The sequence below is a fragment of the Variovorax sp. UMC13 genome, from assembly GCF_014170375.1.
Classification (GTDB): Bacteria; Pseudomonadota; Gammaproteobacteria; order Burkholderiales; family Burkholderiaceae_C; genus Variovorax.
Window position 1 is genome coordinate 172149 of sequence record NZ_LZZW01000031.1, and the last position, 15336, is coordinate 187484.

General features: G+C 64.7%; 26 protein-coding genes. 8 read left to right on the plus strand and 18 right to left on the minus strand.

Going from position 1 to position 15336, the window contains the following annotated elements:
• Positions 1–27 precede the first annotated feature (27 nt).
• From A9977_RS25835 to A9977_RS25910, 16 genes are all read right to left on the minus strand, one after another.
• Positions 28–393 carry a DUF3168 domain-containing protein gene (locus tag A9977_RS25835; RefSeq protein ID WP_183027655.1) on the minus strand — a complete coding sequence of 122 codons (366 nt, stop codon included), beginning with the start codon at positions 391–393 and terminating at the stop codon, positions 28–30.
• Positions 390–845 (minus strand): HK97-gp10 family putative phage morphogenesis protein, encoded by a 456-nt coding sequence (locus A9977_RS25840; protein WP_183027656.1) that lies wholly within the window; start codon positions 843–845, stop codon positions 390–392. Before A9977_RS25840 ends, A9977_RS25835 begins: the two co-directional genes overlap by 4 nt.
• A complete protein-coding gene (locus A9977_RS25845) occupies positions 838–1170 on the minus strand; it encodes a phage head closure protein (protein ID WP_183027657.1) in 333 nt (110 codons plus the stop codon). The genes A9977_RS25840 and A9977_RS25845 overlap by 8 nt, the downstream gene beginning before the upstream one ends.
• Entirely contained in the window at positions 1170–1646 is a 477-nt protein-coding gene (locus A9977_RS34455) for a head-tail connector protein (RefSeq protein WP_183027658.1), read from the minus strand. Before A9977_RS34455 ends, A9977_RS25845 begins: the two co-directional genes overlap by 1 nt.
• Positions 1646–1885, minus strand: coding sequence for a hypothetical protein (locus tag A9977_RS25855; RefSeq protein ID WP_183027659.1), 240 nt, complete (start codon positions 1883–1885; stop codon positions 1646–1648). The genes A9977_RS34455 and A9977_RS25855 overlap by 1 nt, the downstream gene beginning before the upstream one ends.
• A 56-nt stretch (positions 1886–1941) precedes the next feature.
• A complete protein-coding gene (locus A9977_RS25860; RefSeq protein ID WP_183027660.1) occupies positions 1942–3159 on the minus strand; it encodes a phage major capsid protein in 1218 nt (405 codons plus the stop codon).
• A gap of 10 nt (positions 3160–3169) precedes the next feature.
• Entirely contained in the window at positions 3170–4060 is an 891-nt protein-coding gene (locus A9977_RS25865; protein WP_183027661.1) for a head maturation protease, ClpP-related, read from the minus strand.
• A gap of 9 nt (positions 4061–4069) precedes the next feature.
• Entirely contained in the window at positions 4070–5419 is a 1350-nt protein-coding gene (locus tag A9977_RS25870) for a phage portal protein (protein ID WP_183027662.1), read from the minus strand.
• On the minus strand, positions 5419–7086 hold the full coding sequence (locus tag A9977_RS25875; RefSeq protein ID WP_183027663.1) for a terminase TerL endonuclease subunit: 1668 nt from the start codon (positions 7084–7086) through the stop codon (positions 5419–5421). The genes A9977_RS25870 and A9977_RS25875 overlap by 1 nt, the downstream gene beginning before the upstream one ends.
• 44 nt (positions 7087–7130) lie before the next feature.
• Positions 7131–7616, minus strand: a complete 486-nt coding sequence (locus tag A9977_RS34460; protein ID WP_183027664.1) for a hypothetical protein — start codon at positions 7614–7616, stop codon at positions 7131–7133.
• A 147-nt stretch (positions 7617–7763) separates the two neighbouring features.
• The gene (locus A9977_RS25885) at positions 7764–8114 is read right to left on the minus strand and encodes an HNH endonuclease (RefSeq protein ID WP_183027665.1); all 351 of its coding nucleotides are present in this window, start codon (positions 8112–8114) and stop codon (positions 7764–7766) included.
• A gap of 148 nt (positions 8115–8262) precedes the next feature.
• The gene (locus A9977_RS25890) at positions 8263–8943 is read right to left on the minus strand and encodes a zinc finger-like domain-containing protein (protein ID WP_183027666.1); all 681 of its coding nucleotides are present in this window, start codon (positions 8941–8943) and stop codon (positions 8263–8265) included.
• Positions 8936–9226 (minus strand): hypothetical protein, encoded by a 291-nt coding sequence (locus A9977_RS25895; protein ID WP_183027667.1) that lies wholly within the window; start codon positions 9224–9226, stop codon positions 8936–8938. The genes A9977_RS25890 and A9977_RS25895 overlap by 8 nt, the downstream gene beginning before the upstream one ends.
• Positions 9223–10137: a helix-turn-helix domain-containing protein gene (locus A9977_RS25900; RefSeq protein ID WP_183027668.1), complete on the minus strand. Its 915-nt coding sequence runs from the start codon at positions 10135–10137 to the stop codon at positions 9223–9225. The genes A9977_RS25895 and A9977_RS25900 overlap by 4 nt, the downstream gene beginning before the upstream one ends.
• Entirely contained in the window at positions 10134–10646 is a 513-nt protein-coding gene (locus tag A9977_RS25905; RefSeq protein WP_183027669.1) for a phage regulatory CII family protein, read from the minus strand. The genes A9977_RS25900 and A9977_RS25905 overlap by 4 nt, the downstream gene beginning before the upstream one ends.
• Before the next feature lie 273 nt (positions 10647–10919).
• On the minus strand, positions 10920–11183 hold the full coding sequence (locus tag A9977_RS25910) for a hypothetical protein (RefSeq protein WP_183027670.1): 264 nt from the start codon (positions 11181–11183) through the stop codon (positions 10920–10922).
• A gap of 76 nt (positions 11184–11259) precedes the next feature.
• Between A9977_RS25910 and A9977_RS25915 the strand changes: the two genes are divergently transcribed.
• From A9977_RS25915 to A9977_RS25945, 7 genes are all read left to right on the plus strand, one after another.
• Complete coding sequence (locus A9977_RS25915; protein WP_183027671.1) at positions 11260–11691, plus strand: hypothetical protein; 432 nt, start codon at positions 11260–11262, stop codon at positions 11689–11691.
• A 329-nt stretch (positions 11692–12020) separates the two neighbouring features.
• Positions 12021–12359 carry a hypothetical protein gene (locus tag A9977_RS25920; protein ID WP_183027672.1) on the plus strand — a complete coding sequence of 113 codons (339 nt, stop codon included), beginning with the start codon at positions 12021–12023 and terminating at the stop codon, positions 12357–12359.
• A 91-nt stretch (positions 12360–12450) separates the two neighbouring features.
• Positions 12451–12627, plus strand: a complete 177-nt coding sequence (locus A9977_RS25925) for a hypothetical protein (protein WP_183027673.1) — start codon at positions 12451–12453, stop codon at positions 12625–12627.
• A complete protein-coding gene (locus A9977_RS25930; RefSeq protein ID WP_183027674.1) occupies positions 12624–12899 on the plus strand; it encodes a hypothetical protein in 276 nt (91 codons plus the stop codon). Before A9977_RS25925 ends, A9977_RS25930 begins: the two co-directional genes overlap by 4 nt.
• 2 nt (positions 12900–12901) lie before the next feature.
• Positions 12902–13243, plus strand: a complete 342-nt coding sequence (locus A9977_RS25935) for a hypothetical protein (protein WP_183027675.1) — start codon at positions 12902–12904, stop codon at positions 13241–13243.
• Positions 13244–13247: 4 nt separating this feature from the next.
• A complete protein-coding gene (locus A9977_RS25940; RefSeq protein ID WP_183027676.1) occupies positions 13248–13433 on the plus strand; it encodes a hypothetical protein in 186 nt (61 codons plus the stop codon).
• Positions 13434–13438: 5 nt separating this feature from the next.
• The gene (locus A9977_RS25945) at positions 13439–14185 is read left to right on the plus strand and encodes a hypothetical protein (RefSeq protein WP_183027677.1); all 747 of its coding nucleotides are present in this window, start codon (positions 13439–13441) and stop codon (positions 14183–14185) included.
• Positions 14186–14195: 10 nt separating this feature from the next.
• On the opposite strand, the gene A9977_RS25950 is transcribed toward A9977_RS25945, so the two are convergent.
• Together A9977_RS25950 and A9977_RS25955 are read right to left on the minus strand one after the other, a co-directional pair.
• Positions 14196–14507 carry a BrnA antitoxin family protein gene (locus A9977_RS25950; RefSeq protein ID WP_183027678.1) on the minus strand — a complete coding sequence of 104 codons (312 nt, stop codon included), beginning with the start codon at positions 14505–14507 and terminating at the stop codon, positions 14196–14198.
• 19 nt (positions 14508–14526) lie between these two features.
• Positions 14527–14796 carry a BrnT family toxin gene (locus tag A9977_RS25955; protein WP_183027679.1) on the minus strand — a complete coding sequence of 90 codons (270 nt, stop codon included), beginning with the start codon at positions 14794–14796 and terminating at the stop codon, positions 14527–14529.
• Positions 14797–15005: 209 nt separating this feature from the next.
• Here A9977_RS25955 and A9977_RS25960 point away from each other — a divergent pair, with 209 nt between their 5' ends.
• Entirely contained in the window at positions 15006–15272 is a 267-nt protein-coding gene (locus A9977_RS25960) for a pyocin activator PrtN family protein (RefSeq protein WP_183027680.1), read from the plus strand.
• Positions 15273–15336 lie beyond the last annotated feature (64 nt).

Here is a 15336-nt window from a genome sequence, read left to right on the forward strand (position 1 = left end):
AACCGCCCGAAGGCGGTTGGTTGAGAACTAGCGCTGGACGATCCAATCGACTCGAAACGTGAAGCGCCATCGCTTCGTGGTGGGGTCCTGCGACTCCCCGATCCAGGCGGTGATGTAGGCGTGGGGCTCGATCGCATCGCGCAGCGCGTGCCCCACCGCGCGGACGGTGATCGGGTCGTCCGCATAAGCATCGACTTGCAGCTCCATCGAATCCACGTCGGGCAGATCGCCGAGGTAGTTCTCCGGCGCACCCCCAACCGTCTGCCACACCGCATAAGGAAGCGCGCCGCCTTGCACCGACACGCCGAAGAGACTGAAGCGCAGGGACGCCCCGCCGAGCAACGCACGCGAAGGTGCGTGCGCCCTGACGACCTCGAAGATCGGCGCGCTCATGCGCCCATTTCCTTGAGCGAGGCGGCCAGCTCTGCCGCGGCCTTGTCGATGACCGCGCCGATATTGCTGGTCAACGCGGGCAGCATGAAGGGCTCGGCCCGCATGTTCTCGGTGCCGAGTTCGACCAGGTGCCAGTGCGGAGTCGGGCCCTTCGCGCCTTCGTCAGGGTTGCCTTTCGGGATACGACCCTTTGGCGTCGCAACGCCGACGCGGTACATCACGTCGCCCGTTCGCTTGTAGGTCCGGCTGGCGAAGCGCTGTTGCACGTTGTTGGCGATGCGCCGACCGGTATGCGAGTCATCCACGCGCAGCGCATTGGCCTTGGCCGCCTTGGTCACTATGCGGGTGGCGCGGCTCATGGCCCGCACGAGAGCCCGCTTGCGCAGATCCTGCGGCAGCTTCAGCAGCTTCTCGACGGACTCATCGAAGCCGTTCAACTTGATCTCAACCATGGTTGACGCCTTCGCTGCAGGGCAAGGTCAGGTACTCGACGCCACTCTGGCGGTCGGCGAGCACGCCGGCAATGTTGTAGATCGAGCCGCGGTAGACGATCCGCATCGCGGCCGTTATGCCGGCGCGAAAGCGGATCGTGATGCGGGTGGTCACCTCGGATTGCACCGCGTGGGCGGCCACGAACTCGCGGGCGCTCACGGGCTCGATGGAGGCCCAGGTCCTGGCGACCTCGACCCAGTTGTCGACCATGGCGCCGGTGGCCATGTCCTGCGACGGCACGTTGCGCTGCAGGCTAACCAGATGGCGGAGCTTTCCGGTTCGCATCAGACCCCCAGCCCCACGCGGTACGGAGAAAGCAACGCCTTGGCGCCGATCGGCAACGTGGTCGCAGTCGTCCCGGTGACGACCTCCTCACGGTTCTCGTGCAGGTGCCCGAGGATCAGAAGAATGGCCGCCTTGATGAGGTCGTCGACCACCATGGATCGCCGGATCTCGAGCGCGGCCGTCTTCGCCGCCTCATAGACCCAGGTCGCATGCTGAAGGGCCGCGTCACGCTCGATGCCGATCGGCAACGCTGTCGCGCTCTGCATGGCCGCAGCGTAGGCAGCGCTAGCAGCGGCCAGGGCTTGAGGGACGGTGGCGACGGCTTCGGCGCGTTGAGCCTCGCTCGCGTACAGCCGACGATTGAGGAACTCCACCGCGAACCGCTCCGCGGCGAGGAGATACGGCGCGATCTGCTCGGTGGGATAGCAGTCGTCCACGCGCAGATGCGCGCGCGCTTCCTCGAACGAGACCAGCATCAGCTCGCCTTGTTGGACGCGCGGCGAGCCGACCGTGCCGGTGCCGGTGCCGAGGCTTCGGTCGTATCCGTAGACGGGCCGCCCTCGGCGCTCACCAGCGAAGCCGCTGCGCCTTTGCCCTGCACGCGGACGGCAAAGCCCTTGAGCTCCAGCTCCTTGGCGTGCTGCTCGTCGGTCTCAAACTCGGTGCCGGCCTCGCCGTTGACCAATAGCGGTCGATCGGATGTCATCTTGACCATGTGAATCTCCATGAAAAAGGGCCGCACAGTGGCGGCCCCTTGGGGGTGGATCGAGATCAGGCGGCCGGCGGCACCGGCAGCGTGCCGAACACGAAAGCTTCGGGGCGATAGACAGCCAGCGCGGCGCGCTCCTCGCAACGCACGGTGACCATGTTCTTCTCGAAGTCGTCGGTGTTCTCGGTGGAGATCACGACGTTGGCATCTTCACGATCGAAGAGCTGGGCGGCGGTGGCGAACGCGCCGGTCAGGAACTTGCCCAGGAACGCCGGGATCTCGGTCGGGACGACCGGGAGGTTCCACAGCCGCGGCTCGGTCGTGCCCTGGGGGTTGCCGATGATGTAGCGGCCCAGCGTGTCCTTCTGCAGTTCGATCTTCGCCCAGTCGGTGAAGTGGAGGACGTGGCCCGAGGCCGGCACGCGTGCGAGCTGGGTCTGCAGCATCGCCCAGCGCAACGCGTCGATGGGTGTCGCGCCATCCGGGATGCCGGCGGGGCTGTAGTCGGTCGCCTGGGGCACGATACCCAGCAGGTGCACGCCGGTGCCGTCGCCGAACAGGATTTCCTGTTCTTCCGCGTACTTCAGGCCGTAGTTCATCTCCAGATCGATCAGGCTCTGCAGCTGCGAGAAGTCATCCAGGATCTGCTTGGACGCCTTGAACAGGTGGGCGATCGTGCTGACGGCGGTGATCTTCGACCCGAAAGTGATGTCGCTGTACGGCTTGGCGGTGTTCTCGGCCACGACGCGGGCGGCGTTGGTGAAGCCGGTTTGCTGCACCCAGAAGATCGCCGGTGCGGTCGTGCGACCGGGTGCGATCAGGTCGCGGATGAAGAGGCGCTGCTTCGGCTTCACGTCGATGCCGGGCAGGCGCTGCGGCTCCACGATGCCCTGGGCGACACCGGTCGAGATCAGCGCAGCATTGACGGGGATGCTGACGCGGCTGCGCTCATTGCCGGCGACGCGCGCAGCGAAGTCCTTCAAGCCTTCATGGCCGATGACCTGGGCGCCTGCCGACATCGCGACAGCACGCTGACCGGCACCGCTCGAGCTTGCGACCACGGCCTGCTCGACCTCGCCGAGCTGGGCCTTGAGCGCGGTCTGCGCCTGGTTGAGCGCGTTGAAGTCCGAAGCCACCTTGTCGATGGCGGCCTTCGTGGCGGTGGTCATGTCGCCGGCGGCCTTGGCTTCCTTGAATGCCGCTTCGGCCTTGGCGGTGAATTCGCCGGATGCCTTTTCCAGGCTGGCCGTTACTTGCTTGAGAAGTTCGTCGTTGGTCATTTCGTGTCTTTCAGATGGTGCGAGTGGTGGTGCTCGCCTCGAAGCGCGCCAGAGCGCGGTGCAGGTCGAACACATGGGTGGGCGTCATGCCCTCTTCGGCAGCGCTGGGCGTGCCATCGAGGGCAGCGCCTGGCGTGCCCTTGATTTCTTGAATGAGCTTGCGGCGCTCGCTGCGCGGCAGGCCCTGCTTGGCGAGCAGTACGTCCAGGCGGTGCGCGGCATTGGCGCCGCGGCCTGGCCCACCGTCCTCGCCGATCGCGTCGGCCGCGAGCAGCAGGTCGGCGAAACCGTCGTCGACCGCCTGGGCGCCGCCGATCCATGTCTCGGCGTCCATCAGCTTGGCGGCGGCCTTGTCGTCGATGCCAGCTCGTGCGGAATAAATGCCCGCCATCGCCGCGTCGAACGGCTCGAGGGTCTTGGCGACATCCCGCAGGTCGTGACGGTTGCCGACCGCCATAACCCAGCAGTTGTGCACCATGAGGAACGCGGCGCGGCCGATCTGGATTTCGTCGCCTGCCATGGCGATGATCGAAGCCGAGGAGGCGGCCAGGCCCAGCACCTTGACGGTCACCTTCGCCGGGTGCTCGCGCAAGATGTTGTAGATGGCCAGCCCCTCGAACATGTCGCCGCCAGGCGAGTTGACATGGACGGTGACGGGGTTCTTTCCGATCGAGCGCAGCGCCGCGCTGATGCGCTTCGCCGTCACGCCCTCGCCTGACCACGGGTCGTAGCCGATGGGGTCGAGAACCGAGATGGTGGCCTGGTCGTCCTCCGCTTCGGCCGCAGCGCGCACGCCGGGCTGCCAGAGCTGCAACGCCTTCGGCGAGATATCGGACGAAACGGCCGCGCGCACAGAAGCGGCCGGCGCCGCGGGTGCCGCGGGCAGGGTCAAAAGCGACATGGAAGTCCTCTAAGCGGAAGTGAGAGCGTCGATCTCGGCGCGATCGCGGGCGATCTGCTCGGCGGCCGAGGCGTCGGGGTTCGTCTGCAAGTTCGAGAGCCAGGCCTGCAGCGCAGCACGAGCTGCGTCAGCCGGGCTCTTGGCCTGGCCCAATTGGTCCAGCGGGGAGAGGTTCGTCTGCACGGTGTAGATGTCGCCGCCGGGGATCGGCGGCATGTTCTCGAGGCGCCGAACCTCGTTGCGCGACATCCAGCCGTTCTGCAGCGCGATGTTGTAGAAGCTCGCGCGGCCGGCGCTGTCGGCTCGCAGCAGGGCCTCGACGCCGAACTCGGCATAGATCTCGTCTCGCTCGCCGGCGTCGACCAGGCATCGGCTGATCTCCTGCTCGATGTTGTCGAGCATCGGGCGCAGGCTGTGCGTGAGGAAATGCAGGTTCTGCCCTTCGACGCTCGACGGCCAGCTCGACTGCTTGTCCATGTGGCCGATCATGAAGGGCGGCACTTTGAACCAGCTGCAGATCTGCTGGATTCCATAGGCCCGCGTCTCCAGCATCTGGGCGGCTTCCGGGTTCATCGTGACACCCTGATATTTCATGCCCGCCTCGAGCACCATCAGCTTCCCGGCGTTCTTGGAGCCGGCGAAGGTTGCCAGGCTCGTCCGCAGGTCCTCCCGTTGCGAGGGTTTCAGATCCTTGTCCGAGCTCAGGAAGCCGGAGGCCTGCAGGCCCTGCGCGAAGACCTTGGCCGATGCCTCTTCCGCCGCCATGGCACCGCCCAGCACATCGCGCCCTGTGGAGATCGGATGCAGGCCGCACACGCCATCGAGGCCAAACCCGCGGATGTGCATGAGATCCTTCGCCGCGATGATGCGGCGCCCCGTCCGCTCGGCGTAGCTGTACTGCAGCGTGCCGTTGTCGAGTCGCTTCACCTCCATCTTCTGCGGCAGCAGAGGGTGCAGGGAGACCACACGGCCGCCGATCCTCATCTTCTCGATGAAGGCGTTACCGCGTAGGCACAGACAAGCCACAACGAACAACATGAAGCGGCCGGGCGTCATCTCGGAGTTTGGCGACTGGCTCAGCAGGCGGTGCAGCGGATGGTCGCGGGCTGTCGTGCGGGAGCCGTCAGCGTTGCGACGGTAGACCTTGATCGGCAGAGTCGAAACCGTCTCCGAGAGCAGACGAACGCATGCCCACACGGCCGCGAGCTGCATCGCCGAATCGACGGAGACGGTCTTGCCGCTGGTCGACGTGGCACCGAAGAACTCGCGCCAGAATGCGCCGTCCGTGAGCCGGATGGTCTCGCCCAGCCAGTTCACCAACGCGGACCGCACGCGGCCAGGCTTCTTGCTTGCTGCCATCAGACGTTCACCATGATTGGGTTTTTCAGGATTTCGCTCATGTCGGGCTCGCCATCGCTGAGGACGCACCGACTCAACGCCACGTTGAGAGCGACGATGCCGTCGATGCGACCATTCAGGTTGCTCTTCTTCTTGTCCGGCCTGAAGTTGCCGTTCGTATCGAACAGCAAGGCCACGTTCATCGCGCACCAACGCAGCACGGGATTGCCGCCATGCGCGAGGATGCGTCCATAGACCAGCTCCTCGAGCGCCTTCGCGCCCGGGTACATGCCGCCGGTGTTCTGCGGTACTTCGACCAGGGGCACGCCCGCCTCCATCATCTCGTTGCACAGCTGCTGTGCGTTCCAGCGATCGAAGCCGATGTCGACGACATCGAAATCCTCCATCGCCCGCGTCACCGCTCGACGCACCGGCCCGTAGTCGGTGACATCCCCCTCGGTGCCGGTCAGCCAGCCCTCGGCCTGCCAGCGCTTGTAGGGCGCGGCGTCGTCATGCTCCTGCGCATCGATCTTTCCCTGAGGGCACCAGAACCACACCAGCACATGCCACTGCCCGCCAGGTTCATCTGGCGGGAACACCAGCGCGAACGCGGTCAGGTCTCGAGTGCTGGCCAGGTCCAGGCCGCCGAAGCATCGACGCCCCTTTAGCGGCTCGAGGTCGAGCTTCTTCCCTCCCTTGTCCCACACGTTCATGTCGAACCAGCCATCGGCGCTGTTGCACCAGATGTTCAAGTCCTTCGTGAGGAAGTTCGCCTTCGCTCCAGGGAGCGCTGCAGCCTTGCGCGCCTGGCCGCGCATGTACTCCAGCGTTTTCGACTTGCCCAAGCCTGGATTGGCCTTGATCCAGTTCCTCTCGGTGAACGGGTCGTCGTCGGCATCAAGGGTGTAGACGTAGCCGAAGAAGGCGTCGTCGACCCGCTTGCCTTCGAGCACGGAGATCAGGTAGCCGCGCACCTCGGTGCAGATCCCATCGAGGATGAACCCGGCGGTCGTGATCGCCGACAGCAACGGCTGCGCGCGCGCACCGAGCGCGGACTCCATCACGTCCCACACGTCGCGCGTCTTCTGCGCGTGCAGTTCGTCGAACAGAATAGCCGAAGGGTTGCGACCGTCCTGGTTCTCCGCGTTGCTCGGCAGCGGCTCGAACACGCTGCCATCCATCTCGATCTTCTCCTGGTTCAACCCAGAGAACACCTTGAACGATCGCGCCACGCCGGCTGACCGACGCACCCAGCGCTTGATGTTGTCGAAGGCCGGCTTGAACACGGTCATGGCCTGCGCCCGCGTCGTGGCCACGGCGTACACCTCCGCGCCGGCCTCACCATCCATCGCGAATAGGTAGGCGCCCTGCGGCCCCTTCCATGTGCTTTTCCCGTTCTTCCGGGCTACCTCCTCATAGCCGCGCGTGAAGCGACGCAGATTCGTCTCCGCCCACCGCCAGCCGTACAGCACCGCGGTCCAGAACTTCTGCCAAGGGTCCAGCAAGATGGGCTTGCCGGCGAGCGGTCCCTTGATGTGCACAAAGAACTTCTCGATGAAGTCGATGACGTGCCACGAATGTTCCACGCGAAACGCGAGACCCCGTTTGTGCCCGTCCTTCAGGTCGCGATAGTGTCGAAGGACCGCGAGGTAGACCAGCTTTCCCGTGAGGATCTCGCCTCGCAGCACCGGCAGGCCATAGCCCTCGTCCCACTCCTCCAGGCTCGCCGGTGTCAGTGCCGCGACGGCTGCCCGGGTAAGGACGTGCCGTGCCTTACGAGGTCGCCGAACAGATCGTCCTGCTTGCCCTGGTCGCCCATGTCCTTTCGGACGCGGGCCAGAGACGGGATCGTGAGACACGCTTTTGGCAGCCATTGGCCTAACTCCATCTTCAGCCGTTTCTCGTCTTCGGCCCAAGGCGTCGGAGCGATCCAACCGTTCTTCGACGTCTGCGAACGTCCCTCTGTCTCGCACCGCTCATTCGCCGCCAGGTACTGCGCCACGGTGCGGACGATGAACGAGATCGCCAAGCCCGACGTGGTGTGCTCGATGCCTGCCTTTCGCAGCGCGTCGCATATCTCTTGGTAGAGACCGAGCTCCACGTCGGAAAGCTTCATTGCCTTCGGTGGTGGCGGCGATTCGATGGCGTCGGTGCTACCGACAACGTGAGCTCCGCCAACGGCTGGCAGTGCTGCGGCGAAGTTGACTTTGTCGTTCATAGGCCTCAGCTCTTACCCCCCGGGGGGGTAGTTTTCGCTCTCCATAAATTTCCAGATAGGGGCTCGGTTTCCGGCGGTTTCGGCCAGACTTTTGACCCGCCCCGGGCACCGAAACGGTGCGAAATCGATGCCGCCGCTGCGGGCCGCTCAACGCTTGCGAAGCGCCCGCGTGCGCTCGGCGAGGCTCTTCGCGTCGTGGCATTCCTCGCACAGGGCCTGCGTGTTCGACGCGATGTCCTCACCGCCCTCTTCAAGCGACACGATGTGATCGCGCTGCGTCGCTACAGTCACGCGCCCTTGGCGCTTGCACTCTTGGCACAACGGCTCGCGCTGGAACAACTCCGCGCGCATGGCCTGCAATCGTCGGCCAGTGATGCGCTTGGCCGCCGTCGGCTTCTTGACCCAAAGGTCGCGCGGGTGATCGGCACATCGGCCGCCAGCGACAGCCAGGTTGCGGCAGCCGACGTGACTGCAGGGACGTGGAGCGGAGACGGGCATGGCAGAAACGACAAAGCCCGCAAGAGCGGGCTTTTGAGGACGAGTGCTTCCATCGAGAGCTTCGGCCTCCGTGACAACCGGGGCAGACCTACGACAGAGAGTTGAGGTGCAGCAGGCTCAGCAGCCAGCGCGTTCCTCGGCGGCGATTCTATGCGTGCGGTTGAAGGGCGCGCAATCTTTTTCTCAACGCATCACGCGCACAAGACACGCAGTCGTCCATGTAGTTGGCGATGCGCCTGCCGTCTTGCGCATGCGGGATGCGCGCCACGCCGGTCCCATCGCAAGCGCGGCATGCCTTCGTCGAGAGCGAAGGCGCTCCGACAGCTTGAAGGAACTTTAGGCCGTGGCAATGCGAGCAGGTCTGATCGAGCCAGAAGGCGATGATCGAGGGCACCTTCGTCTCGGCCTCCTCCATCTTCCACCGGTGCGCGTACGTCGCCAGCGCGTGCCGCACGCTCGCCAAGCTGCGCAGCTTCCCGACCAACGAGGCCATCTCGCCCAGGTACCACGCTTGCGCGCGCTGTCGAGCCATCTCGTGACGCTGCGACTTCGTCAGCACCGACTCGCCTCCTCCCTCACGCTTGACCGTGGTCGGCATGACTGCGGCCAGTGCATTGATCGCAGCGGGCGTAGGCTTGCGCGGCTTCTCGGCCTTGTCCCATTCGGAGTGCAGACGCAGCAGCGCCATGCCGAGCCGAGAGTCCGACAGTCCCGCGGCAATTAGGAGGTCGACCGCGCCCGGACGACTGGCGTCATGGCGAAGGTCCGATGAATTGCCGGCCGATGTGTAGGCCTCTTCCACGCCGCGGCGGCGGTCGTCTTCAAGCATGCTGTGCGTCCTCAGGTTTGATGATTTCGGTTCGGTGTGCGATCTGCACGGACGGCACATACGGCGCATAGCGCCGGCCGGTGATGGCGCAGTTGCGCGGGGCGATACGCACGACGAGGAAGTCCTCGCTCAGGAGCGCATGCGCGCGGCGCGTCGGGACGACGCCGTGTCGAGCCACATACGCCCGCCCCAGTTCAGCGGGAGTCAGGCCCTGCAGTTCGCCGAGTGAGCCCAGCGCGAAGTCGCAGATCAGGCTGTAGGCCATGGCGGTCTGGGTCGTCATGCGATCCGCCGTTCGGACCAAGGCCCTGCGCCGGCGGCCAGCAGCACGCCGGTTCGGTACCTGCGCCAATGCGCGTTTTGCTCGTCGTCGGTGTAGGCGTTGCCGAGGGCCGCGAGCGAGAACACCATCCCGAGCCTCTCGCCCATCGCCTTCACGCCATCGATCGAGTTCCACCAATCGACAGCAACGTGGGTCCCGGTGTCGTCGAGCCAGCACCGGTTGCGCAGCCAGGTCGCAAGTTCGGGGACGAACTGCCCGCCGTCCTTGCGCCACTTCGGCGTCCGGCTTTGCGCGTCGATCGCGGCGAGCATCTGCTCCTCAAGGCCCGCGTCTGGTCGAAGCCGCATCCACCGCCGCTCGGCCTTGCAACGGTTCGCTTTGTTCGGGTAGGCCGATGCGATTCGCTCGAAGCCGGTCGCCCCCCCGTCGGGGGGTAGGGGGGTTATGGTTCTTGACGGTTCTGAAGATTCGGGTGTCACAGCTATGACACCCCTTGCGTCACTGGTGACACCCCTCGCGTCACTGGTGACACCCGTGTGGATAACTTCAAGGGGTGTCAAATTGACACCCGTGTGGATAACTTCGCTAGTCGAGAGGGGTGTCAAGTTGACACCCCTCTTCGGCAGTTCCTCGCCAGCAATCCATGCGGCGTTGATGCGGTATTCGTTGGTGCCACCAGGCCGGCCGTTCGCCGCGCGGACCGGCTCGAGCCAGCCCGTCTCCACCATCTTCGCGATCTGGCGCTGAACCGTGCGGCGGCTCTGGAGTGTCTTGCGGGAAAGCTCTTCGAGCGATGGCCAGATGCGCGTGCCGTCGTCACGCGCGTGGTCCGCCATCGCAAGTGCTAGTAGGCGCTCGTTGCCACCCTCGGGGTAGCGATCGAACACCATCGTCATGACCTTGATGCTCACGCTACACGCAGTCCTGGCGCTTGCGCACCCTGCTCTGGTTGACTGGCACTGTGCTTCGCCTCCAGCGCTGCGAACGCTCGCACGCTGGCCATGATCGATTCCATCATTTCGCGCTTAGCGACTGCGAGCTGGTTGGCGTTCAGGACGGCTTGCGCATTCGCAGACCCCGCTGCGGCCAACCACTCTCCGTTCTCCTTGAAGGCACTGGCCACCTTGCAGGACACGGAGTTTGCATCCGCCTCCGAGGCACAGAACAGCGGCACGAACACGCCGCCAAGCGCGGCAGCCATGGCCTGGATAGGGACCATGTCGCCCGTGAGTTTGCAGATCTGCAGCACTTCGCGCGGGCTGCAGTGCGCAGTGGGATAAGTGGGGCTCACTTTGTGGCTCAGGCTTGCCGCCGTGATGCCCATCAGCTTCGAGAGCCCGGCCGCGCCGTTCGAGCCATTGGGATCAGTGCTGCGAAATTTGCTCACTGCGTCCTGCAGCAGTGCGGTCACATCGTCCATTGGAGATGCTCCTTGTCATAACGTTAGGTTTGTTGGCAGTGACGCGCCGCGCGGGGCGCGGCACAGTCATAGCCGTGGAAAAGGAACGCACCCGCCTCCCCGACGCGCAGCCCGACGCGCGCCTGCCCGCGCGCGCCGTCAAGTCCAACCGGAATGGAGGCGAACGTATTGATTGATACGACGATGGGTGAAAAATTGTGTGCTTGTCGCGTGCCGGCTGCGCTGAGCTTCGCGATCCGGGCGTGCGTGGTAGTAGCACCCGACGAAGTCACGTCACGGCCCCTGCCCTGCCAAATCGGCGGGCTTCGGCATCTCCCTGGCACTTACCGGCACAGGCAGAGGCACCTCTCCGCGGTCCAGCGCATTGAAGTAGTCGAGCAAGGGCTGCACCGTCTGCACACCGGGATTTCCTCGATCCTCGTAAGCGATCTTCCGAGGAAGCGTTTTGGCAATGCCTGCTGCTAACGCTACGGCCTCCCAGCGGCTCGGCCCAACCTCCCGCAAGCGACGCTTCAAAAAGTCGATGATGGGTTCCATGGGTCACGATCATAATCCCATTCGTGGGATTGCCACAATCCCGTGCACGGGAGTCGCGAATTGCAACACTCCCTCCATGGGAATCAAAGAAGTTCTGTCGGAAAATCTGAGGGCGCTGATGGCGTCCAGACCAGCGCTCGACACGCTACCCAAGATCACGGCCAAGACCTTCGGAAGGCTCAGCAATGGCAAGCTAGACCGAATCAGGCGCGCGGCTGTGGCGACCGACATTGATTCCGTCGAACAACTGGCCGAAGCGTTTGGCTTGGAGGCGTGGCAGTTGCTGAAGCAGCCTCTGGGGAATGCCTCACCGGAGGAGAAACCTCCTGTCGCCCAGCTCGAGAGCGCAAGAGGAAAGAGGTGGCCGTTCCCATCCATAGATCCGGTGAAAGTAGGAAATCTCTCAGCGGCCGATGCCGAAGATCTCGAACGTGCTTGGCTGCGAATAGCCAGGAACCTCGAAATTGATATCGAAGTGGATAAGCCGGGAAAAAGAGTGAATGCCTGACGGGCCCCGCGTCGATCTACGTACTAGGAAAGACGCATCCGGCTCGTTCTCGCTCATCCATCGGCTGGGTGAGAGGCATATGCGTACGAAGCTCGTCCTATTGGTGTGTACGGACGGAAGCAGAGCCGACGGCGGGCGCGATGCCAGACACCTGTGGCCACGCACGAAGGCGGAAATGAGTCGATGCATGAAGAGATGCGGACAGCGGACACGACCGAATCCGTCCGAATAACCCTTCACCTCCATCTAGATCCCATGGACGGGATTGATTAATCCCATTCACGGGATTAGAGTCTCTCCGCGCTGCAGCCCCTTCTGCAGCAAAGGAGATGCAAGTGCAACAAGCATGCGCCGCCCAGCCGGCACAAACCACCAGCCCCACCTGCGAAATATGGATTCGCACCGTTGGGTCGCGCCGCCAGGCCTTCGCCCGGCCAATCCAGCCTCTCGGCCAGCGCACGCGCAACTGGCACGGCATGCAGGTCGCACACGCCGAAAAGGCGCTCCGAACCGGCAAGCTGACCGTAGGCGAGTTCGCCGGCTCGGCCGTCGTCGCACGCGCCCCATCCGCTGAAGACGAGCACCCGGCCGCCGCGGCGTTCCGCGAGAACGCGCAGCTACTGAATCGCGACATCGACACCCTCAACGCTGCCGCGCGGGGCGCGTAATGAGCATGCTCAAGACCTTCGCGATGCTCGCCGTGCCCGTGCTGCTGCCGGTCGTTTTCGCCGCGATGATCGCCTTCGGGTGGAGCACGCCATGACCATCGTCGTGCTCAAGCCCCAGCGCTTGCTCCGTGCGCCGCAGCAACTGCCCACAGGCCCCGTCGGCGGCCTCACCGATCCGCGCTTCCGCTACGTGCGCCGGCTCGAAACGGATATCGCCAAGACGTTCCGCCGCGTGCGCGCCGAAATGGCACGAGGAGAGCGCCTGTGAACACTGCCGATCGCGGCGCGCGCGGCCCGCGCGACAACACGCCCGAACACCTCGAAGCCATGCAGCACGTCACACGCGAGTGCAGCGACACGGACCGCGCGCTGCGCCCCCTGCCACCTCTCACGCCCGACGAAGCGGAAGAACTGCTTATGGAGCAACTCCGCTCGCGAACGCCACCCCTTTCCCCCTGGATGATCGGCGCCGTCTGGGCCGTGATCCTTGGGAGCGCTGTTGCACTGGCCATCGCCCCCGCTTCTTTCCTGAGGTTCTGACCATGCCGACGCTCACCTCTGGCAGATTCTTCGTGGGCCGTCAGGCCGCCACGACGCAAGTCGAGCAAGACGGAACCTTCTCGCTCACGCTGCGCGTCGTCGACAACCAGGGCCTGCATGCCAACGAGCCCTATCTCGTGCGCTGGCGCGGGCCCGAGGCGCAGGCCTGGTGGACCGCAAACGGTCCCCTCAGGGCAGGCGCCGCGCTGCAGCTTGAGCTGCTGAATCCGAGAGCCCAGCTCGGCCCGCGCGTACCCGAGATCCATGCGCAGGTGTCGGCCTGCCGTCTGCTGCCACCCCGCGCTGCGGCCGCACAGCAGCAGCCCGCCGCGCAAGCCTCCTGACACCATGCCTTTCCCCATCGTCTCCATCGACACCGTGAAGAAAGCCGCCCATGCGGCAGCAGAGCGCGGCGAATCACTCAACGAGTCCTGCCCATGGCCCTTCTACAGCGATGCCGGCCGCCAGTTCAAGCAGTTCTTCATCCTCCGCAAGGCCACGCTGCAAGCGCTGGCCGCAGAAAGCCTCTCATGAGTTTTATGGTCACCGCCACCGGCATCGAGTACCACTTCACCGGACCCGACTCGGTCACCGACCAGGGCCGCCACTTCCGCATCGAAGACATCGCGCACCACCTGGCGCAGCTCAACCGCTTCACCGGCGCCTGCAAGCGCCCGTACAGCGTGGCAGAGCACAGCCTGCTTTGCAGCGAGATCGCGCAGCGCGGCAAGGCATCGGCGCACGTGCAGCTCGCCGCTCTGATGCACGACGCACACGAGGCCTACACCGCCGACCTCAGCAGCCCGGCGAAGCGCGCAGTGAACCAACGCAGCGTCGCCGCAGGCGGCACCAACGCATGGACCGTGTTCGAGACCGAGCACGAGAAGGCCTTACGCCTGCATTTCCGCATCTCCACGGTGTTCACCTCGTATCGCTTGCTCCTGCGGAGCATTGACCTGCGCGCGCTGGCCACTGAGCGGCGCGACCTGACGGCTTGGCGCGACCTGACCCACAGCGGGTGGGAAGTCCTCGGCGACGGCGAGCCGCTGGCTCACGACCGTCACGAGCCGCTCGACTGGGTTTCGCTGGACACACCGGAGCGCGAGGCGATGACTTGGAAGGACTGGCGCCAGGCCTTTCTCGATCGCTTCGCGCAGCTCATGCTAAGCATGCAGGCCAACCGCAGGGGCTACGTGCAGCTACAGCCCGCCGCCAAGTGTGACGGAAAGCTGCCGCAGTACGTCGCCGCGGCCGCGCCCATGCCGTTCGTCAACGTGAAGCCATGAACCAAGCCAGTCAACGGTGCGGCATGAACTCACGGCGCAGCAGGTCGTTCACGCGCGTCTGCCAGCCCGCGCCGGTACTGCGCAGCGCCTCGAGCACGTCCGGGTCAACGCGCACGGTAACGGGTACTTTGGTGCTGGCCGCGGTGCTGCCCGCCGGCCGGCCGCGCGGGCGGCGCTGGGCCATCAGCTTGGCCACGACTTCGGTGCCCAACACTTCCGCCGCTGGCCGTGCCCTCTTGAAGGCCCCGTCTGTGACCTCTGGTGCGTCCCGGTCGGCCGCGATACCCGCGTTGATCTTCGCGTCCTCAGCGGCGGTAGGCATGCGGACCTTCCGGCCCGACTTAGCTGTGATCGACATATCGCTTCACCTCTCGACTGTTTGCCCTGCGCAGGCTGATAAGGCGCACCGTGGTGTCGCGCAGGTTGAACACCATCACATGCAGACGCTCGCCAATCAGGCCGACCGCTGTGAGCCGCGCTTCGGCGTAGGCCTTGCGCGAATCCACCGCCACAAGCGCCGACTCCCATTCGAAGTCCTCAGCTGCCGAGAACCAAACGCCGTGCTTAGCGACGTTGACGGCGAGCTTGGCGGGATCGAAGGAGTAGCGCATTCATTTAATTGTACATACGATCAAATAGAAGGCAATGATTATTTTGAATGTACAGATATGTATGGAATCGCGAGTAAGTTCCACAAAGATGACGGTCGCATCGATCGCTTACGCAGCGCACTGCCCAGCGCGGCCATCGATGGAGAAGCCATGGTGCGCTCCGCTGGAGGCCGCGTGGTCGACATCAGCCCGCCGGAGGGCATCGCAGTATGAAGACCCTGTTCCTGCTCATGGCGCAGTACGACGCACGATCAGTCATCCCCCTGGAATGGGTGCAGCGCGACTACTTCACACACCTTGATGTCAAGAAGCTGGCGGCAAAGTGCACGACGGGAGAGATCCGATTGCCCTTAGTCAGGACAGACCCAAGCAGCCAGAAATCGCAGAAGGCGGTGGGCCTCTTAGACCTCGCTGAATACCTCGACGGCCGCCAGCAGGCGGCACGCAAGGAGCTAGATCAGCTTCGTCCGAAATGACAAACCGCCCGCACTATGCGGGCTGTCCTAGCCATCCAGGCCTGCGAAGGCCCAAAACTCAGAG